The following is a 21,511-nucleotide window of genomic DNA, read 5'->3' as shown; positions in this document are numbered from 1 at the left end:
CATATCCCGTGGATCAGGGTTAGCCTTGCGTAAATTGCCCAGCGCAGCGGCTATTGCGGACGCGGCCCGGCCATCCATTTGATGATCCCCATGGCCGGCAGCACCCAGATGATGCCGCTGAACAGGAAGTAGAGGAAATGGACCCAGCCGGGTTGATCTCCGAGCGTGCGCACTGCAACGATCATGGCAACGATCGCATAGATTGCAACCAACAGCACAAGCAGGATCATGCCTATGAATTTGCGCAGGCGAAGGGGCACGGGGTGGTCTCTCCTCTTACGACGACATGCCGCGACGGCATGCCGCAAACTCCCGGGACTTGTTTTGCACGCCCCTATCGGGCAAATCAACAGCCTGATCGAAGGGAGACGTCATGGCTGCCACTAATTTCACGTCGGAACAGGCTATACTGAAGGAAGTGGTCCGCCAGGACCGCAATCGCCGCGCCATCCGCCTCTGGCTTGCCTGTGTGCTGCTGGTTCTCTTCGGCCTGGTGCTGGTGGGCGGTGCGACGCGCCTGACCAATTCCGGCCTGTCGATCACCCAGTGGCAGCCGATCCACGGCGTCATCCCGCCTCTCAATGCCCAGGAATGGCAGGAGGAATTCGACCTCTACAAGCGCATTCCGCAATTCCAGCTCCTGAACAAGGACATGACGGTCGGCGAGTTCAAGGGTATTTTCTGGTGGGAATGGGCACACCGCCTGCTCGCGCGCGCCATCGGCATCATCTTCGGCCTACCCCTGCTGTTCTTCGTCCTGACCGGCCGTGTCGAACGCAAGCTTTGGCTGCCGCTTGCCGGTATCTTTCTGCTCGGAGGCCTGCAGGGCGCGATTGGCTGGTGGATGGTGTCATCGGGCCTGGAGGCGCGCACGGACGTCAGCCAGTATCGCCTCGCCATCCATCTCGTCACCGCCTGTCTGATCTTTGCCGCCTGCATGTGGTTCATGCGCGCGCTGTCGCCGCATTCGAACGAACCGGCGCCGACCCGCTATTCGGCGAAGCTGGCGGGCCTCATTGCCATTATGGCGCTATTTCAGATCTATCTCGGCGCTCTCGTCGCCGGGTTGGATGCCGGCCTGAGTTACAACACCTGGCCGCTCATGGACGGCGCCATAATCCCGGATGGATTGCTCGTACAGTCGCCGGGCTGGATCAATTTCTTCGAAAATCCGAAGACGGTGCAGTTCGTCCATCGCCTCGGCGCCTATGCGCTGTTCATCATCGTCGCCATCAACATGATCATTTCGCTGGGCGCAGCGCCGCAGACGACACATGCACGCCGCTCGGTCGTCCTGTTCCTGCTTGTGCTGATTCAGGCGATACTCGGCATCACCACGCTGCTGCTGCAGGTGCCGCTACACCTGGCATTGGCGCATCAGGCGGGTGCTTTGATCGTCTTTGGTTTCGCGATCGCCAATTGGCGGGGCTTTTTTGGCGAATTGCCGCGCCAGACGTCGATCGTCGTGGGAGATTGAGGCGCATCGCGCCTCAATTCAATCCTTCTTAGCGTGCTGAGGCGACACTTGCCGCCGACGACATCCGCGACACGACTTTCAAGTGCTTGATTTCACCGCGCTTGAAGGCGGCGAGGAAGCGATTGTAATCCTTAAAGACCACGCAGCCATTCGATTCTGCTCGGCCTCCTCTGAGCATGTACGTATGAGCCAGCAAGCCGTCGCGGCCATAGACGCGGGAGCCGCCTGTGGGTGTTAGGCGCAGCGCCTGTACGCCATGGAACGGGCTTTCCCTGTACGTCAGCTTATAAGTCTCAGGCGGCGTCGGGCCGGTATTTTTGCGGTCGACATAACGCGGATTGTCACGCATGTAGCCGAGGCCGGAATGGGCTTCCAGACGCTCGCCGCTCGGCAGATAGACGGTCTTCGCCTCGATGTCGTAGATGGCCGTACCTTCGCCCGGGCTGATGGCGGCAAAGGGATTGAGGAATGGCTTCGTCTTGCGCACGGAGCTGTCGTCCGGATTCGCATAAGCCATGAGACGCGCCGGTGGCTGCGCGGGGGTATCCTTGATGGTTGCCCTGGCGATGGCGGCTGACGCTGGGATATTGGTGCGCTGTACCTCCGGCTCGCGGTCGGGACGGGCCATCGGCACCACGCTCAGCACAGCTTCCGCCATTGCGATATCGGCGTCCTTGGCCGGCAGCGGTGTCGCTTCGGCAATTGCAGGCAGGTTTGCAACGGGGGCTGCCGACGCAACGGCGACCGGCTCCGGAACGGAGTTTGCCGGACCCACCGCCGGTATGGAGGCGGCGGCGTATTTTACTTGGGCCAGTGATTGGACCGCGGCGGCAAAGTTGACCGCGATCACCTTGCGCAGATGGTCGATTGCTTCCGGCGAGGCTGCCACTTCGACACGGCCGCTCTTGATGCTCGCTGCCTCGCTTTGAGCCAGCTTGATCTCGGATGTCTGTTGCGCCAGAGCGTTCGCCAGCTGCAAGCGCACGGCGTCCCGATTGGCGGTCTTCGCCTGAACTGCGTCATCCTTCGTCAGCGCATGGGTTGCCCCGCCCACCGGTGCGTTCGCCGGCGCGCTGCCGAAGCGGCTCCGCTCGTTCAGCGATGCGACCTGGCTGGAGAGGCGGGCAGGGTGCGCCATGTGGCCTTGCGGCACGATGAAGGCGGATGCCCGCGGCGTCAGAAAATCATTGGCTGTGCTGGTCGCACCGGGGAGGGACAGCACCATCGATTGCGTGGTGATCAGCGTGGCGGCGACCCAGGCGAAGGCCACCACGGCGACGCCGGTGGCCAATGTGCCGGGGCGGATGCTGAAGGATTTTTTCTGTCGCGAGGCGTAGCCGAAACGCGAATTGAAGCTACCGAAGCCATCGGTCACAAACGCCATGATACTCGTTATCCAAACTACACAGACACCATGCCGGCTCACAGATGCACACGCGTCTCGACGCGGAACCCGCATCACGACCACCACACTGCCGACTGTCTGGAAGCATGCCGAATTATGGTAACCAATTCCTTTACGCTGGTTCATTCTTGAATATTGATTGAAAATAGCGGTGTCTTCGACGGCCCAGTCATCCGGGCCAGCGAAGCGGTTAAGGAATGAATCCGGCCGACAATTGGTCGCGCCGCATCACAGCCGATCACTTTTTTGTGTAGAGGCTGCTAATTTAGCGACAAGGCGGAATTGTGGCCGCAGGCGCTTGGAGACTGTCGAATTGACGGGGGATCTCTGCGTGACACGAAGGAGCCCGGCCTGATCTATCCTCGACGGGATGATCGGGCCGGGTGCATGGAGTGTCCGCTTGTAGGCCGGCGTTCGGCGCCTCAGGCGCTCAGCATCAGATCCATATTCTGTACCGCAGCACCCGACGCACCCTTGCCGAGATTGTCGAGCAGCGCCACCAGATTGACCTGGCCGGCGCCCGGCGTACCGAACACGAAGAGCTTCATTGTGTCCTTGCCCGCCAGTTCAACAGCGTTGACGCGCGGCAGGGCACGGCTCTCGTCGAGCGGGACGACCTGAACGATATCCTGGCCGGCATAATGGGCTGAGAGTGCGGCGTGAATGCTTTCCAGTGTAGCACCTTCAGCCAGATCGCCGAGATACAGCGGCACCTGCACGATCATACCCTGCGGGAAGCGGCCGACGGATGGCGAGAAGATCGGTGCACGGTCGAGCAGGCCATGCGTCGTCATCTCAGGCACGTGCTTGTGGGTCAGCGACAGGCCGTAAAGGAAGTGCGGAGCGCTGATCGCATCCGGATGATCGGGGTTTTCCATCTGGGCGATCATCTGCTTGCCGCCACCGGTATAGCCGGAAACGGCATTGACCGTCACAGGATAGTCCGCCGGAATGATGCCGGCGGCGCGCAGCGGACGGATGAGACCGATCGCGCCTGTGGGATAGCAGCCCGGATTGGCGACGAAACGCGCAGCCCTGATCTTATTGCCCTGATTGCTGTCCATCTCGGCAAAGCCATAGGCCCAATCCGGATGGATACGGAAGGCGGTGGACGTGTCGATGACGCGGACATTGTTGTTGGCCGCGACCATTTTCACCGCTTCCTTCGACGCATCGTCGGGCAGGCAGAGAATGGCGATATCGGCGCTGTTCAGCATGTCCTCGCGCATGGCGGGATTGCGCCGTTCGGCTTCAGGAATGGACAGGAGTTCGACATCACGGCGGTCGGCCATGCGCGTGCGGATCTGCAAGCCCGTGGTTCCGTGTTCGCCATCGATGAAGATCTTCGGTGCCATCTTATTCCTGCTCTTTCAATAGGTTCAGAGTATTTCCGGACTCAGTTTGCCATGGAGTTGATTCAAAATGATAACGGCTGCAATTGTCTGGTCATGATCTTATCCGAAAACCGTTTCACACTTTTCGGGATCATGCCCTAACGTCCAGCCGCACGCCTTTCAGCGTGGAGACCGAGCATATACATCGCTACTGTTGCCCCTGCAATGGCGGTGATATCGGCATGGTCGTAGGCAGGCGACACCTCGACGACATCCGCGCCTCTGATGTCGAGCTGATCCAGGCGTTGAAGCGTCGAGAGGATCTTCGCACTGGAGGGGCCACCGGCTACCGGCGTTCCCGTACCCGGCGCATAGGCGGGGTCGAGGCAATCGATATCGAAGGTCAGATAGGCGGGTGCGCCGTTGGTGTGGGAGATGATCGTCGAGGCGATATCGGCGGCGCTCATGTCTTCCACCTGATGGCCGTAGAGAATCTGGATGCCGAAATCATCAGGCGCATGCGTGCGTATGCCGATCTGGATGGAGCGATCAGGATCGATCAGGCCATCGCGGACAGCGCGGGCGACGAAGGAACCATGGTCGAGCCGTCGGCCGTCATCGAACCATGTGTCCTGATGCGCATCGAACTGCACAAGGGCTAGGGGACCATGCTTGGCTGCATGCGCTTTCAGCAGTGGCCACGTGATGAAATGGTCGCCGCCCAGCGTCAGCATGAAAGCGCCGCTGTCGAGGATCGCCGTGGCCTGCCGCTCGATTGCGGCGGGTGTTTCCTGATGATTGCCGTAATCGAGCAGGCAGTCGCCGTAGTCGATGACGGACATCTCGGCAAAGAGATCGCGATTGAAGGGATATTGCGGGTCATTGTCGAAGATGGCCGAGGCGCGGCGGATCGCCTGCGGCCCGAAGCGCGTTCCCGGCCGGTTGGAGGTCGCGGCATCGAAGGGTATGCCCCAGACCACGGCATCGACCTCTTCGAGCGATTTTGTAAAGCGGCGGCGCATGAAGGATAGCGCGCCGGCAAAGGTCGGGTCGCTGGCGGCCGAGGTCAGGTTTGTCGCGGTAAAGGCATGGTCAATCGACGTGCTCGGCAAGGGCGTCTCCTTTGCTCGCATGGAAATCATAGGCCCGTTCTACCCGCGCTATGCGAACCTTATATTGCTCGTACCAGCGCTCGCGCCCGAGCTTCTGCGCTGCCAGATGCGACACGACATTCTTCCAGGCAAGAATGCTTTTCTCGTCCCGCCAGAAGGAGATGGTGATGCCGAAGCCGTCGGCGCCCCGCGCGCTCTCGAGCCCGAGACAGCCGTCCTGCGCCAGTGCGAGCGTCTCCATGCGTTCGCCCATGGCTCCATAGCCGTTGTCTCCCGGCGTGCGGATGGAGGAAAAGGAAACGATGTAATAGGGCGGCTGCGGCGTATCCGCGAAATGCGATGGTCTGTCTGTGCTCATGGCGTGCCTCTTGGGGCGAACGGGATTCGCGAGCTTCGGTGTGAATCGTGAGGGAGCGGGCCTCGAACGCCTATTTGCCCGATCTGGCCGTGCATTGATATTCCTTTTTCACGCAGGCGATTTGCGGTGTGGAGCAATCGGCGCGACCATCGGTCACAACGCAGTAGGAACAGCTATCGGTGAACTCGCGGCAATCGGAGTTTGCCTGAAGAAAGTCCTTCATGCTCTGCATCTCCGCCGCCTTGTCTGACGGCGGTGCCTGTCCGGCATCGTCGCAAAGGGCTGGCGATATGCCGGCAAACGCGAACAAGATGGGCAAAGCGAATCTGAGCATGTGTGCACTCCTCATGAAGAAGGCCCGTGTCTGCCATCGGAGGCATGACTTGCCTCGACAGATATGCACTTTTGCCGTGCACGTGTAAAAACAAAAAGGCCGGGTTCGCACCCAGCCTTTCCAAATTCCGATCTCGGGTAAGCGATTAACGCTTGGAGAACTGGAACGAACGACGTGCCTTCGCACGGCCGTACTTCTTGCGTTCGACGACGCGGCTGTCGCGGGTCAGGAAGCCGCCCTTCTTCAGGACCGGGCGCAGGCCGGGTTCGAAGTAGGTCAGCGCCTTGGACAGGCCGTGACGAACGGCGCCGGCCTGGCCGGAGAGACCACCGCCGGCAACGGTTGCGATGATGTCGAACTGGCCGTCACGAGCAGCGGCGAAGATCGGCTGGCGCAGGATCATCTGCAGAACCGGACGGGCGAAATAGGCCGTGTAGTCCTTGCCGTTGACGATGATCTTGCCCGAGCCGGCCTTGAGCCATACACGAGCGACAGCGTCCTTGCGCTTGCCGGTCGCGTAGGAGCGACCGAGCGAGTCAACCTTGCGGACGTGAACGGGAGCAGCTGCTTCCGATACCGTGCCGAGATCCTTCAGGGAAGAGAGATCAGCCATTATCAGGCGCTCCTTACGTTCTTCTTGTTGAGTTTGGCCACGTCGAGAACGACTGGCTGCTGGGCTTCATGGGGATGGTTCGAGCCGGCGTAGACGCGCAGGTTCTTCATCTGGCGACGGCCGAGCGGGCCGCGGGGAACCATGCGCTCGACAGCCTTTTCGACGACGCGCTCCGGGAAGCGGCCTTCGATGATCTGACGAGCCGTACGCTCCTTGATGCCGCCGGCATAACCGGTGTGCCAGTAGTAAACCTTGTCTTCGTACTTCTTGCCGGTGAAAACGATCTTGTCGGCATTGATGACGATGACGTTGTCGCCGTCGTCGACGTGCGGCGTGAAGGTAGCCTTATGCTTGCCACGCAGACGCATTGCGATGATAGAAGCGAGACGACCAACGACGAGCCCTTCGGCGTCGATGAGAATCCACTTCTTCTCCACCTCTGCAGGCTTCTGGGAGAAGGTTGCCATGTCGAATACTCTCTTTTAGGACCCCGGACCCGAAGGCGTCAGGGCGTTTCTTGTTGCTTGATTTGGCGTGTAAACGCACGCCAAAAAGAAAGCAGCCCGGAAAGGCTGCGATCTGTGGCGGCTTATAAAGCGAACTGATGCCAACGTCAACATATCGAAATTTGGCGACTGCAAAAATAAGTAAGTGAAATCAATTAGTTACATATACGGTATAATTATACCACACACAGAGAGCGTCAGCCCAGCCGCAAAACCAGGACGCCGGCGGCGATAATCGCGCCAGCGACGTAACGCCAGATGCTCGAGCGCTCCTTCAAAACGACGACGGAGATGACCAGCGCGAAGAGGATCGACGTCTCGCGCAGGGCGGCAACCATGGCGACCGGAGCCTTGGTCATCGCCCATAAGGCAAGCCCGTACGAGATGATCGAACCGCCGCCGCCGACAAGCCCGCGCCACCAATTGTAGCGGATGTGGGCGGCGACGGCATTGACGCCGCGCTGCGAGATTGCCCATGCAAACAGAAGGACCGGCGGCAGGAGCGACATCCACAGCGTATAGGATATGGAATTGCCGGATATCCGCGCGCCGATGCCGTCGACATAGGTATAGGTCGCGATGACAGCGGCGTTGGCAAGCGCCAGCAGGATCGCGCGGCGGCTGCCTTTTCGTGCCTCGAAGGCAAGCGTCAATACCCCGGCGCAGATGGTCATCGTGCCGATCAGGGCGCCACCCGAAAGCGTCTCCTTGAGAATGAAGCTGCTTGTGGAAACGATGATCAACGGCGCGACACCCCGCATCAGCGGATAGACGAGGCCGATGTCGCCGGCGCGGTAGGCCGCCGCAACAAGCTGGAAATAAGCGAACTGGAGGATCGCCGAAGCGCCGATGAACGGCCAGGCCGCGGAGGCCGGTAGCGGCAGGAACGGCAGCAGGGGCAGAGCCGCAACCGCGCCACCAGCCGAAACCAGTGCGGCATCCAGCGACTTATCGGTTCCCGCCTTGATAATCGCATTCCATGTCGCGTGCAGTAAGGCACCGAAAAGGACAAGAGCGATGACGTCGAAAGACACAGGAACCTCTGAAATGAACGCTGGCCAACAAAAGCTTGATGTTTTGTGGGAAAGTGACTGCCATTTGACCCGTAATACGACAAAAAGCAACGGGATGTTCTAGTCGCAAACATGCCGCCGCCCGTTTAGATGCAGGGTTGTCGAGGTCAGTAAATGGGTTCGCCGTATGTTCCGACGCATGCCTATAAAATTATATATTAATAATTTATTGGAGTATGAAGCGCGAACAAGTATCGCATGCCATATGAACGCAAGGGTAGAATTAGGCCAGCCTTACTCGAAGAGACATCACATTGCATCGTTGAAAAAAATAACTACACAATCTTTTGGTGCAGCCATGCCCCGATGGAGCGGCCGCTAACGCTGACCGATCCTGCTGCAACGCAAAATATTGTGGATAAAATTGCAGATATCGAAGAATATTACAGAGATTGGCGTTGGCAACGGTATAAATCTTTGAAAAAGCGGGTTATAGTTTCAGGTATAAAACTCCTGATGCAATGTTTCCTGCGGTATAGGTCGGCGAAGAACCAAAAAATATTCTGTGGAAAATTAATGAATTTGCATATATTGCGTGTTCGCAATCGGTTCTCATTTTCGGTCTTCTTTTATAAGACTTTACTAATTGAATATGAATGAATAGTGAACAGAAGTTGTATTTCATGAGAACGTGCTGGAGTTGACCGGGGTAAAGCGGGTGAAAGCGCTTTGGAACGCACTCCCAATTGAGGCGCATCAATGCGCTGTCGCAGACTGCCATGGCGGCAGCGCGCTACACTTAAGACAATCAAGGGTCGTGCCCATCTGTGTGATCGAAAACGGTTGTATTCAATCACCAGCCCTGGCTGATTATGATCAGCGCCGGAAAATCAATTCATCGTCATCGAGATCAGTGGTCGGCCGACACGTATAGACAGGGCAGGAGGCGCGATCCTTCGTCGGCAGATAATCCTGATAGGCATAGTAGCCGAGGTCGCACGCATCGCTGTTGATGACGTAGCGATCGTAAAGCGTCATGTTGGGTGTTCTTTTGGCCGGATAGCGCATGATCACCGCGCGCTCGCGACTGATGGTCGCCCTGGCTTCGGCGCAGGTCATGGACATGGAGTTATATCGCGAAATCGCCATCGCCGGCGAGGCTGCCGATGTGATCAGCAGGCCCAGGAGTACGATCTTTTTCATCGGGTTAATCCTCCCTGAAGTTGTTATAATGTAATATATACGTGGAAACTGCCGCCGCGGTTTCTATATCTGTGGCGAAAACGCAAGTGTGATCGAGTTGGGAGGCTTGGTGATGAACCACAATAATTATGATGATTCCTATATTGCTGACATCCTTCTTTCCGTAAGGACCATCGCGCTCGTCGGCGCTTCGCCCAATCCGGCGCGGCCGAGCAATGGCGTCATGGCCTATCTGCTGAACAGGGGTTATCGTGTCATTCCGGTCAACCCCGGGCAAGCCGGCAAGGAAATCCTCGGGCAGTGGGTCTATGCGCATCTGTCCGATATTCCCGAGCCGGTGGACATGGTCGATGTTTTCCGGGCGCCCGAATATCTGCGCGCGGTGGTCGAGGAGACCATCATGATTGAGCCAAGGCCGCCTGTCATCTGGGGCCAGCTCGGCGTGCGCGATGACGCGGCGGCGGCTAGAGCCGAGGCCGCGGGCGTCAGGGTCGTCATGGACCGCTGCCCGGCCATCGAATATCCGCGTCTGGTTGCCTGACCGGACGGGAAGCGCAGTTGAGGGCATGTGGCCGTTTATCGCGCGATCCGGCTGAAGGCGGGCACGTTTTTCCCGCGGGCCGGAAAGTGCAGCAAAGTTCGCGGTTAACTTTCATACGCCAGACGCTATGATTTCCCCGTCACAGATAAAACTGGCGGGAGGAAAAATCATGCCGACGAACAATCCGGGTTTCGACACGCTGGCCGTCCACGCAGGCGCGCAGCCGGATCCGACGACGGGCGCTCGCGCCACGCCGATCTATCAGACGACATCTTTCGTCTTCCAGGATGCCGATCATGCCGCGGCACTCTTCGGGCTGCAGCAGTTCGGCAATATCTATACGCGCATCATGAACCCGACACAGGCCGTGCTCGAGGAGCGGGTGGCCGCTCTGGAAGGCGGAACGGCGGGACTTGCGGTCGCTTCGGGTCATGCCGCCCAGATGCTCGTCTTCCACACCATCATGCGGCCGGGCGACAATTTCGTCGCCGCCAAGAGGCTTTACGGCGGCTCCATCAATCAGTTCGGCAATTCCTTCAAGAATTTCGATTGGCGGGTGCGTTGGGCCGATTCAGCCGATCCCTCCACCTTCGAAGCCCAGATCGATGACCACACGCGCGCCATCTTCATCGAGAGCCTCGCCAATCCCGGCGGCACCTTCGTCGATATCGACGCGATCGCCGCCGTTGCCCACAGGCATGGTCTGCCGCTGATCGTCGACAACACCATGGCAAGTCCCTATCTCATCCGGCCATTGGAACATGGCGCCGATATCGTCGTGCACTCGCTGACGAAATTCCTCGGCGGACACGGCAATTCCATGGGTGGTGTCATCATCGATGGCGGCACCTTCGATTGGTCGGCCTCCGGCAACTATCCGATGCTGTCGGCGCCGAGGCCGGAATATAATGGTGTCGTGCTGCACGCGACGTTCGGCAATTTTGCCTTCGCCATTGCGTGCCGCGTCCTCGGCCTGCGCGATCTCGGCCCGGCAATCTCGCCGTTCAACGCCTTCCTCATTCTGACTGGCATCGAGACGTTGCCGTTGCGCATGCAGCGCCATTCCGACAATGCGCTTGCCGTCGCGCGGTGGCTGAAGGAGCAAGAGAAGGTGGCCTGGGTGAACTATGCCGGGCTCGAGGATGATCCGAACCATGCTCTGCAGCAGCGCTACTCGCCGAAGGGGGCGGGATCGGTCTTCACCTTCGGACTGAAAGGCGGCTATGAAGCGGGCAAGGGACTGGTGGAGGGACTGGAACTCTTCTCGCATCTCGCCAACATCGGCGACACGCGCTCTCTGGTCATCCATCCGGCCTCGACGACGCACAAGCAGTTGACCGACGAACAGAAGGTCGCCGCCGGCGCCGGCCCCGATGTGGTGCGTCTGTCGGTCGGCATCGAAGACGTCAAGGACATCATCGCCGACCTGGAGCAGGCACTGGCGAAAGTCTGAGGGCCGCGTCGATAAAGGGCTGAAAAAGCCTGCCGGCTATCTTTGATGGGTCGTCGTTTCGTGCTTGTCTCGGTCCCGTGATCGCAAGGAAGCGACCGCGGACTGCTGAGGCTTTGCCGCCGAAGCGCATCGACAGGAGGCATTTGTGACGGCATATCTGCGATTGAATATCGATGGCGTCGAGCCGGAGACCGGCGCGCCCGCTGCAGATCGGCTCGTCTCGGGAACTCCGAGCTTTCGCACCTGGAACCTCGATGAGGCCGATGGCGGCCTTTACGCGGGTATCTGGGAGGCGTCGCCGGGCAAATGGAAAATCGTCTATGACGAGTGGGAGTACTTTCATATCCTCTCCGGCTATTCGGTGGTAACTGCAGAGAACGGCGAGGCTTTTCATTTGCGCGCCGGCGACCGCATGATCTTGAGGCCCGGCTTCAAGGGGACGTGGGAAGTCATTGAAACGACTCGCAAGGACTATGTGATCCGTCTCTGAAAGCCCCCTGAATCAAAACAAGGAGGCCGATGTTTTCCGCCGAACGGCAAGCTTTTCCATGTGCTTTCGGGATAGCCATTATCATTGCTGCAGGTTGTGTCACTGGCGCTTCATTAAACTGTCATCAAACTGAAACAATGCGTCTTTAGAGCCATCCTTGTCGCCAGGAGATTGAGGTGGGGAGGTCATCTATAATGAGTACCCCGTGCCGGTCTTCTGCTCGCCATCCTTTTGTTCACTTGAGGAAGTGAGTCTACTATGCTTAATCTGAAACTCCGTTCCCTTTGCCTGACCGCTGGCCTGGTTGTCACCATGGCCGCTTCGGCTATGGCTGCCGACATCACGGGCGCCGGCTCGAGCTTCATCGCGCCGGTTCTGTCCAAGTGGGCCGAAGGCTATAAGGCTGCGACGAACAATGTCGTCAACTACCAGTCCGTCGGTTCGGGCGCCGGCATCAAGCAGCTCCTCGACAAGACCATCGTATTCGGCGCTTCGGACAAGCCGATGAGCGACGCTGATCTCGAGAAGAACGGCATTGCCCAGTTCCCGATGATCTCCGGCGGCATCGTCGTTTCCTATAACGTTGCTGGCGTAAAGCCGGGCGAACTCGTTCTCGACGGCAAGACGCTGGCCGATATCTTCCTCGGCAAGATCGCCAAGTGGGACGATGCGGCCATCAAGGCCCTCAACCCCGACATTAAGCTGCCTTCCGGGCCGATCTCCGTCGTTTATCGCGCCGACAGCTCGGGCACGACCTTCAACTTCACCGACTACCTGGCGAAGGTTTCGCCGGAGTGGAAGGAAAAGGTTGGTTCGAACACGGCGGTCGAATGGCCGGTCGGCTTCGGCGCCAAGGGTTCCGAAGGCGTTTCCACCACTGTCAACCAGACAGCTGGTTCGATCTCTTACGTTGAATATTCCTATGTCGTCGCCAACCACATCGGTTTCGCGAAGATGAAGAATGCGGCCGGCAAGGTTATCGAGCCGAGCCTCGACACATTCAAGGCTGCCGCTTCCAACGCCGATTGGGCCCATGCCAAGAACTTCAACCTGATCATCACCAATCAGCCCGGCGACAAGAGCTGGCCGATTGCAGCTTCGACCTGGGTTCTGCTCTACAAGAAGCCGGCCGATCCTGCTCAGAACGAAGCAGCGCTGAAGTTCTTCAAGTGGTCCTATGAAAAGGGCCAGAAGGACGCGACCGACCTGTCCTATCTTCCGGTTCCGGAAACTGTTGCCAAGGTTGTCGAAGAGTCCTGGAAGAAGGACTTTGGCACGAAGTAATTTGTGCTGGATGAGAGTGCGGCGGACAGGGTTTGGCCCTGTCCGCCTTTCGTGACAGGACAAGGGGAAATCGATGGCTGACGCGACTCAGACGGCTGGCTTCCAGGCATTGGATACCACCGCCATCACGAGAAAATTCCGGAGACAGGACCGGATTTTCTATTTTATGACGCTTTGCTCGGCTGCTCTTGTCGTGCTTCTGCTGCTGGCAATCATTGTGGTTCTTGTCATCGATGCCTTGCCAACCTTCCAGGCCTTCGGGTTTTCGTTCCTCTGGGGCACGAAGTGGAGCGCTCCCGCCGATATCTATGGTGCTGTGCCTGCGGTGGTCGGTACGCTGGTGAGTTCGTTCATCGCCATGCTGATTGCCATTCCCCTGGGCATCGGCATCGCCATCTTCCTCACGGAACTTTGCCCCGGCAGCCTGCGGCGTCCGATCAGTACGGCCATCGAGCTTCTGGCCGGTGTTCCATCCATTATCTACGGCATCGTCGGTCTGTTCATTCTCGTGCCGCTGATGCAGACCTATATCCTGCCCTTCCTTATGATGACGGTCGGCCAGGTGCCGTTGATCGGCCTGCTGTTCCAGCCGCCGGCGCCGGGCGTCGGCCTGTTGACGGCAAGCCTCGTGCTGGCAGTCATGATCCTGCCGTTCATCACCGCGATCTCCCGCGATGTGTTCACCACCGTGCCGCCGATGCTGCGTGAATCCGCTTACGGCATGGGCATGACCACATGGGAAGTGGCTCGCCACATCCTGATCCCCTATACACGTCGCGGCCTCGTAGGCGGCATCATGCTCGGCCTCGGTCGTGCGCTTGGCGAAACCATGGCCGTCACTTTCGTGATAGGCTCGGTGAGCCGTCTGCAATCGTCGATCATTTCGCCGTCCACCACCATTTCCGCCCAGATCGCGAACAACTTCGGCGATGCCGACGGTCTGCAATTGTCGAGCCTGATTGCGCTCGGCCTGCTCCTGTTCGTCCTTTCCTTCTGCGTGCTTGCGGCGGCGCGGTGGATGATCGGCCGCGGCGACTCGCTCTGAGGAAAAAACCCATGGACAATGCAATTCGTCAGAACCTCGTGTCGAGGCGTTATGGGAAGAACCGGGTGATGATGGTCTTGTGCTTCATCGCGGCCGTCCTCGGCATATTCTTTCTGAGCGTAATCCTTGCGACCCTCCTTTATCGCGGTGTATCGGCGCTCAGCCTCGACGTGTTCACCATGTCGATCCCGGCCCAGGGCTCGCGTGGTGGTCTGATCAACGCAATCTACGGCACCGTGCTGGTCACGGGCCTCGCCATCGTGATCGCTGCGCCGATCGGCATTCTCGCCGCCACCTATCTGGTGGAATATGCCAATGGCAGCAAACTTGCCGAGGCTGCCAAGTTCCTCAACGACATTTTGCTGTCAGCACCCTCGATCATCATCGGCGTGTTCGTCTACGGCGCGGTGGTCGTGCCCATGCACGGCAACTCTGCCATCGCCGGCATCCTCGCGCTGGCGCTGATCGCCCTTCCGGTCGTCAACCGCACGACACAGGACATGCTGTTGCTGGTGCCAAACGCGCTTCGCGAGGCGACCGCCGCGCTCGGCGCGCCGCGCTGGAAGTCCATGATGATGGTGGTCTACCGTTCCGCCTGGACGGGCATCCTCACCGGCATCCTGCTGGCCGTCGCCCGCATCAGCGGCGAAACCGCACCGCTTCTCTTTACGGCCGGTTACAGCAAATTCATGAATGCAGACCTGACCGGTCCAATCGCCACGCTGCCGGTTGCCATCAACACGCTCGCCGCCGATGCAGGCGAGGATCTCAAACAACTGGCCTGGGCCGGCGCATTGATCATCACCGTTGCCATCCTTGCCCTCAACATCCTTGCCCGTGTCTTGAGTGGTCGTCGCCAATGACGCAGCCGCCGAACGATAGGAATGAAACCATGAACATGAGCGACAACAGTTTCCAGAGCGTCAACGCACAGCCGGGGAAGGACGCCGTTTCTCAGTCGGATCTCGGCATGCTCGCAAAACTTCAGGTGAAGAACCTCGATTTCACCTATCAGAACGGCCATCGCGTTCTGAAGGGTGTGAATATGGACATCCGCAAAAATGCGGTCACTGCCTTCATCGGCCCTTCGGGTTGCGGCAAATCCACGCTGCTGCGCACCTTCAACCGGATGTATGACCTCTATCCGGGCCAGACGGTTTCGGGCGAGATCCTGCTGGACGGCCGCAATATTCTCACCAAGGACGTCGATCTGAACGATTTGCGCGCCAAGGTCGGCATGGTGTTCCAGAAGCCAACGCCGTTCCCGATGTCGATCTATGAAAACGTCGCTTTCGGCATCCGGCTCTATGAGAAGATTTCCAAGGCGGAGATGGACGTGCGCGTCGAAGCGGCGCTGACGGAAACGGCGTTGTGGAGCGAAGTGAAGGAAAAGCTGCACCAGAGCGGACTTGGCCTTTCCGGCGGCCAGCAGCAGCGTCTCTGCATCGCCCGCGCCATCGCGCTGCGCCCGGAAGTCTTGCTTCTGGACGAGCCGACTTCGGCTCTCGATCCGATCTCCACGGCCAAGGTCGAAGAACTGGTGTCGCAGCTGAAGGGCGATTTCACGATCGTCATCGTCACGCACAATATGCAGCAGGCGAGCCGCATCTCCGACAGTACCGCCTTCATGTATCTCGGCGACCTGATCGAATACGGCCCGACCGAGCAGATCTTCCAGGCACCGAAGGTGAAGCGCACGGAAGACTACATCACCGGTCGTTACGGCTGATACGGTCCGTGCATCGTCCAAACCCAAGATTTAAGATGGCGCGCCGGTCGGACGCGCCATTTTGCATTTTAGCCATGACGTGAATTTTGCCGGTTGCCGTGCCGCGGGCTGCGAAAACAGCGAACACCCGCCTCTGGCGGGCGGCTCGAACTCACCAGGTCAGTTCGAGCTTGTCCAGGCCGTGGAATTGGTAGACGTCCTTGACCTCGGGCGTCCTTTTGAGCTTCAACCCGGGCAAGCGCTCGAAGAGGATCGGCAGCACGACGTTCAATTCCAACCGGGCCAGCGGCGCGCCGATGCAGAAATGGATACCCGCGCCGAACGACAGGATGGGTGCTTCGTTGCGGTCGGGCTTGAAGGTGAGGGGATCGGAAAATTTCGTCGGGTCCAGATTGGCGGCTGCAAGGATCATCGCCACCTTGTCGCCGCGCTGAAAGGAGATCCCGTCGATTTCCGTCGGCTCCAGGCACCAGCGGTCGAAGATGTGCACGGGCGCGCAGATGCGCAGCGTCTCTTCCACCGTTCGTTCCGTCGTCGCCTCGTCCTTGAAAAGCTCGGCCGGCGAATAATCGCTTTCCAGGATGACGCGCACGGAATTGCCGATCTGATGCACCGTCGCTTCATGGCCGGCATTGAGCAGCACGATCGTCGTCGACACCAGTTCGTCTTCGGTCAGATACTGACCCTTGTGCTCGGTGGTGATCATGTGCGTCAAAAGATCGTCGCGCGGATTGGCGCGGCGCTCGCGGATGACGGTTTTCACATAGTCGGCGAATTCCTTGGCGGCCTGATCCGCCGCGTCTTCGTCGGCAGCCGTACGGCCGAACATGTACATGCGGACATAGGCGTGGGACCACTTCAGCAGCTGTGGCCCCATTTCTTCCGGGATGCCGATCATCCGCGCGATCATGGTGACGGGAATGACGTCGGCAAAGGCCGACAGAAGCTCGACCTCACCGTCCTTCTCGAAGCCGTCGATCAGGCGGGTGGCCAGTTCGGCCAGTTCCGGTTTCATCTTCTCGACATGGCGGGACACGAAGGCGCGGTTGACGAGGGTGCGCAGGCGCGTGTGCTCGGGCGGTTCGATTTCGAGGAGCGAGTACTGTTCGGCAAGATCGAAATTCTTCAGATGCGGCAGAGGTGCCGGCATGCCGAGCTCTTCACGCGTGGCGATGTGCAGGATCTGGCGGCCGAAGCGGCGGTCGCGCAGCAGCCCGTTCACATGGTCATAGCCTATGAAATACCATTGTTTCTGCTCCTCCCAGTAAAAGGTGGGACATTGAGCATGCAAGGCGGCGTAGACCGCATTGGGATTCGTATAGAAGGCGGGATCGCGGGCGTCGAGAGAGACGCGGCGGGCCGCCGAATCGATGGAGAGGAGAGAAGATGTGGTCATGATGACAAGGATTATCGGAATAAATCGCGCCGGAAAAGCCCGTCACATGCCGGCGAGCTTGCCCATGCGTCGCAGGGCGTGAATCTGGTCATCGAGTGTCGGAACCAGTTCGCCGCCATCTGTGTCTGGCGGCGCGTCGACCGTCTTTGCGATTTCCATTTCGTCGAAGACGATGATGCAATTGCGGCCTGCGCGCTTGGCGGCGTAGAGCGCGCGATCGGCGGAGGAGACGAGCCGATCCCAGCTGACGGTGTCACGCGGCATGATTGCCACGCCGATGCTGACCGTCGCCGGCACCAGGGAACGACCCGCGAGCAGCGGGACGCGGCAGAAATCGGCGCGGATCGTTTCCGCCAGCGCCTCGGCCTGTGCCTGATCGTCTATGGGGACGAAGGCGACGAATTCCTCGCCGCCCATGCGGCCGAACGCGCCGCCGCGCGGCACGAACTGGTGGGCGATGCGCGCAAATTCGATGAGAACGAGATCGCCCGTCTGGTGTCCGTAGCGATCGTTGATCGTCTTGAAGTGGTCGAGATCGAACAACAGCGCGGCGAGCTTTTGCGGCTGCCGTTGTCCTTCTCCGGCAAGAATCGCGTAGCTGTCTTGAAGGCCGCGGCGGTTCAAAACGCCGGTCAGCGTATCGGTGATGGAAATTGCCCGCCAACGACGCTCCGCGCGCTCCATCAGCAACTTGCCCATCAATGCGACAGCGACCGTGATGAACAGCGCATCGCCGAGCGCCACATAGCCACGATAGATCAAGGCCTCTTCCTGCGTGGGAGCGAACAGTGCCATCCCGACGGAGGACACGAAGCAAAGGCAGGCTAGAGCCATGAACACAAAGCCTAACTGGCCGCGCGCCTGTTCCCGCCGACCTTCGGCGGGGCGGACCGCACAGGCGAGCAATGTCGCGCCGACCGCGCCGGCCAGGTCATGGATGATGATGCGATTGACGAAGCTGTCATTGACCCATGGCAGGCTGACGCCGACCAGCCAGATGACGGGTGGCAGCAGGGCCGACCATTCGAGCTTGCGCTTGTCGAGCCATCGAAAGCCGGCAATCCAGGCGCTTTCGCCAAGCAGCGCGATCGCATTGCCGATCTCGACCGACAATATGTCGGGAATGAAACCGCGGGCCGCCACCAGCGCAAATCCAATCGCATTCACGATAAAGCCCAGCGCCCACATCAGATAGGCGGGCGATCGGCGATCGTGCCACCAGGCAAGAAGAAATACGGCCGCCAGGGTGATGGCTTCCGAGCACCAGATGATCAACCCTGTGGTCATGTTAAGCACGATCAGCATTTCTCCTTGCCAGGGCCAACCCGTCGGCGCGAAAGAGCGGACGGTTCCTGCGACTGGCCTATCCTTGCCGAATAAGATGGTAAGTTCCTTAAGTGTCTTGGTAAATTTTGGCCGTTTCCGCCGCCTGCACCGTACCGGCACCGTCCTTTATGCTTCCTTCACCCTGCGGTCGGGAAAAGCGGTGAATTGCGCATGGCACGACACCCGGCCGGTTGGCATTGCGAAAGCGGCGATTAGAAATGCTTTGTCAACGCTTCCTAGGGCATTAGTGCTTTTTGAGGTTATGCTTTCGTGCGTCTTGAAGTGCAGGGCAGTGACACTCTATGTAGGGGTAACGGATTTTATTCGATTCCCGGCGCTTTTGCCGCCGGGGCAAGCTTGGTAAAGGACGCACATGAGAAATCCAGTCGATACAGCTATGGCTCTGGTGCCGATGGTTGTTGAACAGACCAACCGTGGGGAACGGTCTTACGACATCTATTCCCGCCTGCTGAAGGAACGTATCATCTTCCTGACCGGGCCTGTCGAAGACCATATGGCCACGTTGGTTTGCGCCCAGCTTCTCTTCCTCGAGGCGGAAAACCCGAAGAAGGAAATTGCGCTCTACATCAATTCGCCGGGCGGCGTCGTGACTGCCGGCATGGCGATCTATGACACGATGCAGTTCATCAAGCCGGCCGTTTCGACGCTGTGCATCGGCCAGGCAGCCTCGATGGGTTCGCTGCTGCTTGCCGCCGGCGACAAGGACATGCGCTTCGCCACGCCGAATTCCCGCATCATGGTTCACCAGCCGTCCGGCGGTTTCCAGGGGCAGGCTTCGGACATCGAACGTCATGCGCGCGACATCATCAAGATGAAGCGTCGCCTGAACGAAGTTTACGTGAAGCATTGCGGCCGGACATATGAAGAAGTCGAGCAGACGCTCGATCGTGACCATTTCATGTCCTCCGATGAGGCAAAGGAATGGGGTCTGATCGACAAGGTGCTGACGTCGCGTACCGAAATGGAAGGTGAAGCCGCCTCTTGATTATCCTTGAGGTGGTGGCTTCCTCGCCACAGTTCTATCCCATTTGTGATCGAATAGGGGTTTAATGTGGAACGGAACGCGGTAATAGTAGGCATTCGTGCTATGTAGCGTTTTTATGACATAGCATTCGGGCATTCGAGGGGGATCGTTGCCACGCAGTTCCGTTTGTCGGGCCTGCGTTCAGTACCCTGAAGGGCGCCGCGATCTGCTAATAACGAGGTGCAGGTCCGGCGGATGCATAGAGTGGACCGCGATTTCAACTTGGAAATTGACGGCGTGCTGGAAGGAAAGTGATATGAGCAAAGTCAGCGGCAGCAACGGCGGCGACTCGAAGAACACGCTTTATTGTTCGTTCTGCGGTAAGAGCCAGCATGAAGTCCGGAAGCTGATTGCCGGACCGACCGTCTTCATCTGCGATGAATGCGTTGAACTATGCATGGACATTATCCGCGAGGAAAACAAATCCTCGATGGTTAAGTCGCGTGACGGCGTTCCGACACCGCAGGACATCATCAAGGTTCTTGATGAATACGTTATCGGCCAGAGGCAGGCGAAGAAGATCCTGTCCGTGGCCGTTCACAACCACTACAAGCGCCTCGCACATGCGTCCAAGAACGGCGATGTCGAGCTGGCGAAGTCGAACATCATGCTTGTCGGTCCGACCGGTTGCGGCAAGACCTATCTGGCTCAGACGCTCGCCCGCATCATCGACGTGCCCTTCACCATGGCCGACGCGACCACGCTGACGGAAGCAGGCTATGTCGGCGAGGACGTGGAGAACATCATTCTCAAGCTGCTGCAGGCTGCCGACTACAACGTCGAGCGCGCCCAGCGCGGCATCGTCTACATCGACGAAGTCGACAAGATTTCCCGCAAGTCGGACAATCCGTCGATCACCCGCGATGTATCGGGCGAGGGTGTGCAGCAGGCACTGCTGAAGATCATGGAAGGCACGGTCGCTTCGGTTCCTCCCCAGGGTGGACGCAAGCATCCGCAGCAGGAATTCCTGCAGGTCGACACGACCAACATCCTGTTCATCTGCGGCGGTGCCTTTGCCGGTCTCGACAAGATCATCTCCGCCCGTGGCGAGAAGACCTCGATCGGCTTTGGCGCTGCTGTCAAGGCGCCGGACGATCGCCGCGTCGGCGAAGTGCTGCGCGAGCTGGAACCGGAAGATCTGGTCAAGTTCGGCCTGATCCCGGAATTCATCGGCCGTCTGCCCGTGCTGGCGACGCTGGAAGACCTGGATGAGGACGCGCTCATCCAGATCCTGTCCGAGCCCAAGAACGCGCTCGTCAAGCAGTACCAGCGCCTGTTCGAGATGGAAGACGTTGAACTGACCTTCCACGAGGACGCATTGCGCGAGATTGCCAAGAGGGCGATCGTGCGCAAGACCGGCGCGCGTGGTCTGCGCTCGATCATGGAGAAGATCTTGCTCGATACCATGTTCGATCTGCCGGCTCTGGAAGGCGTCCGCGAGGTGGTCATTTCCGAGGAAGTGGTCCGCGGATCGGCCCGCCCGCTCTACATCTATGCAGATCGGCAGGAGGAAAAGGCCAACGCGACGGCCTAACGATCCGATTTGTGTTCGTGAATCAGGGGCTCGTTGTCGACGGGCCCCTTTCTGTTTGAAAAATCGTGCAGTTTGCTGATAAAGTCTGGGATAAGCGTGTGGGACCGCCGCCAAACCCGGTTGTGAAGAGCGCCTGCTGCAGCCATGATGGCATGATTCTGGAGCATCCGACGGATAGGGCTTGGGCCCGGCGTTTTTCCTCGGATCCTGATTTGTCGGCGGTGTTTGAGTGGCCGGGCGTCGGTGCTTTGTTGTTGCGTTCCTCCTCGTAAATATGCGGATCGCTGTCTGGCGACAGTGCGTCGCGCGCGAC

Annotated in this window: 22 protein-coding genes; 10 read left to right on the top strand and 12 right to left on the bottom strand. The window is 59.1% G+C overall.

All coding sequences use genetic code 11. The features are described 5' to 3' along the window. Nucleotides 1-50 precede the first annotated feature (50 nt). The gene (locus tag GA0061101_RS00205) at nt 51-260 is read right to left on the bottom strand and encodes a DUF2842 domain-containing protein (protein WP_037194153.1); all 210 of its coding nucleotides are present in this window, start codon (nt 258-260) and stop codon (nt 51-53) included. Nucleotides 261-373: 113 nt separating this feature from the next. On the opposite strand from GA0061101_RS00205, the gene GA0061101_RS00200 reads away from it, so the two are divergent. Then, nucleotides 374-1,477, top strand: a complete 1,104-nt coding sequence (locus GA0061101_RS00200; RefSeq protein WP_092572785.1) for a COX15/CtaA family protein — start codon at nt 374-376, stop codon at nt 1,475-1,477. 28 nt (nt 1,478-1,505) lie between these two features. On the opposite strand, the gene GA0061101_RS00195 is transcribed toward GA0061101_RS00200, so the two are convergent. The 9 genes from GA0061101_RS00195 to GA0061101_RS00155 all read right to left on the bottom strand — a co-directional run bounded on the left by GA0061101_RS00195 (nt 1,506) and on the right by GA0061101_RS00155 (nt 9,355). Then, nucleotides 1,506-2,861: a DUF2778 domain-containing protein gene (locus tag GA0061101_RS00195; RefSeq protein WP_092572784.1), complete on the bottom strand. Its 1,356-nt coding sequence runs from the start codon at nt 2,859-2,861 to the stop codon at nt 1,506-1,508. Between the two features lie 443 nt (nt 2,862-3,304). Continuing rightward, nucleotides 3,305-4,237 carry an N-acetyl-gamma-glutamyl-phosphate reductase gene (gene argC, locus GA0061101_RS00190; RefSeq protein WP_037194159.1) on the bottom strand — a complete coding sequence of 311 codons (933 nt, stop codon included), beginning with the start codon at nt 4,235-4,237 and terminating at the stop codon, nt 3,305-3,307. A gap of 137 nt (nt 4,238-4,374) precedes the next feature. After that, a complete protein-coding gene (gene speB, locus GA0061101_RS00185) occupies nt 4,375-5,328 on the bottom strand; it encodes an agmatinase (RefSeq protein WP_092572783.1) in 954 nt (317 codons plus the stop codon). Next, nucleotides 5,309-5,686: an antibiotic biosynthesis monooxygenase family protein gene (locus GA0061101_RS00180; protein ID WP_047553015.1), complete on the bottom strand. Its 378-nt coding sequence runs from the start codon at nt 5,684-5,686 to the stop codon at nt 5,309-5,311. Before GA0061101_RS00180 ends, speB begins: the two co-directional genes overlap by 20 nt. 70 nt (nt 5,687-5,756) lie before the next feature. Beyond that, nucleotides 5,757-6,020, bottom strand: a complete 264-nt coding sequence (locus tag GA0061101_RS00175; protein WP_092572782.1) for a hypothetical protein — start codon at nt 6,018-6,020, stop codon at nt 5,757-5,759. A gap of 145 nt (nt 6,021-6,165) precedes the next feature. Continuing rightward, nucleotides 6,166-6,633 (bottom strand): 30S ribosomal protein S9, encoded by a 468-nt coding sequence (rpsI, locus tag GA0061101_RS00170; protein ID WP_037194169.1) that lies wholly within the window; start codon nt 6,631-6,633, stop codon nt 6,166-6,168. Nucleotides 6,634-6,635: 2 nt separating this feature from the next. Next, nucleotides 6,636-7,100, bottom strand: coding sequence for a 50S ribosomal protein L13 (gene rplM / locus GA0061101_RS00165; protein WP_034507580.1), 465 nt, complete (start codon nt 7,098-7,100; stop codon nt 6,636-6,638). 236 nt (nt 7,101-7,336) lie between these two features. Further along, nucleotides 7,337-8,173, bottom strand: coding sequence for an EamA family transporter (locus tag GA0061101_RS00160; protein WP_092572781.1), 837 nt, complete (start codon nt 8,171-8,173; stop codon nt 7,337-7,339). Between the two features lie 855 nt (nt 8,174-9,028). After that, entirely contained in the window at nt 9,029-9,355 is a 327-nt protein-coding gene (locus tag GA0061101_RS00155; protein ID WP_092572780.1) for a hypothetical protein, read from the bottom strand. 112 nt (nt 9,356-9,467) lie between these two features. Between GA0061101_RS00155 and GA0061101_RS00150 the strand changes: the two genes are divergently transcribed. The 7 genes from GA0061101_RS00150 to pstB all read left to right on the top strand — a co-directional run bounded on the left by GA0061101_RS00150 (nt 9,468) and on the right by pstB (nt 15,897). Beyond that, a complete protein-coding gene (locus GA0061101_RS00150) occupies nt 9,468-9,896 on the top strand; it encodes a CoA-binding protein (RefSeq protein ID WP_037194426.1) in 429 nt (142 codons plus the stop codon). A gap of 169 nt (nt 9,897-10,065) precedes the next feature. Continuing rightward, the gene (locus GA0061101_RS00145; protein WP_037194176.1) at nt 10,066-11,349 is read left to right on the top strand and encodes an O-acetylhomoserine aminocarboxypropyltransferase; all 1,284 of its coding nucleotides are present in this window, start codon (nt 10,066-10,068) and stop codon (nt 11,347-11,349) included. A 145-nt stretch (nt 11,350-11,494) separates the two neighbouring features. Next, nucleotides 11,495-11,839, top strand: coding sequence for a cupin domain-containing protein (locus GA0061101_RS00140; protein WP_037194428.1), 345 nt, complete (start codon nt 11,495-11,497; stop codon nt 11,837-11,839). Nucleotides 11,840-12,097: 258 nt separating this feature from the next. After that, nucleotides 12,098-13,123, top strand: coding sequence for a phosphate ABC transporter substrate-binding protein PstS (pstS, locus tag GA0061101_RS00135; protein WP_037194178.1), 1,026 nt, complete (start codon nt 12,098-12,100; stop codon nt 13,121-13,123). Nucleotides 13,124-13,196: 73 nt separating this feature from the next. After that, entirely contained in the window at nt 13,197-14,168 is a 972-nt protein-coding gene (pstC, locus tag GA0061101_RS00130; protein WP_037194180.1) for a phosphate ABC transporter permease subunit PstC, read from the top strand. Nucleotides 14,169-14,179: 11 nt separating this feature from the next. After that, entirely contained in the window at nt 14,180-15,031 is an 852-nt protein-coding gene (gene pstA, locus GA0061101_RS00125) for a phosphate ABC transporter permease PstA (protein ID WP_051963349.1), read from the top strand. A gap of 107 nt (nt 15,032-15,138) precedes the next feature. Then, nucleotides 15,139-15,897, top strand: coding sequence for a phosphate ABC transporter ATP-binding protein PstB (gene pstB, locus GA0061101_RS00120; protein ID WP_202032638.1), 759 nt, complete (start codon nt 15,139-15,141; stop codon nt 15,895-15,897). A 151-nt stretch (nt 15,898-16,048) separates the two neighbouring features. Here pstB and GA0061101_RS00115 read toward each other — a convergent pair whose 3' ends face one another. Both GA0061101_RS00115 and GA0061101_RS00110 read right to left on the bottom strand, forming a co-directional pair. Next, entirely contained in the window at nt 16,049-17,293 is a 1,245-nt protein-coding gene (locus GA0061101_RS00115; protein ID WP_092572779.1) for a cytochrome P450, read from the bottom strand. A 42-nt stretch (nt 17,294-17,335) separates the two neighbouring features. Continuing rightward, complete coding sequence (locus tag GA0061101_RS00110) at nt 17,336-18,598, bottom strand: GGDEF domain-containing protein (RefSeq protein ID WP_202032616.1); 1,263 nt, start codon at nt 18,596-18,598, stop codon at nt 17,336-17,338. Nucleotides 18,599-18,992: 394 nt separating this feature from the next. Here GA0061101_RS00110 and clpP point away from each other — a divergent pair, with 394 nt between their 5' ends. Together clpP and clpX are read left to right on the top strand one after the other, a co-directional pair. Continuing rightward, on the top strand, nt 18,993-19,625 hold the full coding sequence (gene clpP, locus GA0061101_RS00105) for an ATP-dependent Clp endopeptidase proteolytic subunit ClpP (protein WP_037194184.1): 633 nt from the start codon (nt 18,993-18,995) through the stop codon (nt 19,623-19,625). A gap of 295 nt (nt 19,626-19,920) precedes the next feature. Further along, on the top strand, nt 19,921-21,198 hold the full coding sequence (gene clpX / locus GA0061101_RS00100) for an ATP-dependent Clp protease ATP-binding subunit ClpX (RefSeq protein ID WP_034507566.1): 1,278 nt from the start codon (nt 19,921-19,923) through the stop codon (nt 21,196-21,198). Nucleotides 21,199-21,511 lie beyond the last annotated feature (313 nt).

The sequence above is a fragment of the Martinezella lusitana genome (assembly GCF_900094565.1).
In the GTDB taxonomy this organism is placed as follows: domain Bacteria; phylum Pseudomonadota; class Alphaproteobacteria; order Rhizobiales; family Rhizobiaceae; genus Rhizobium; species Rhizobium lusitanum.
Note: the sequence above shows the minus strand (reverse complement) of the source record. Positions and strands in the feature narration are given on the sequence as shown.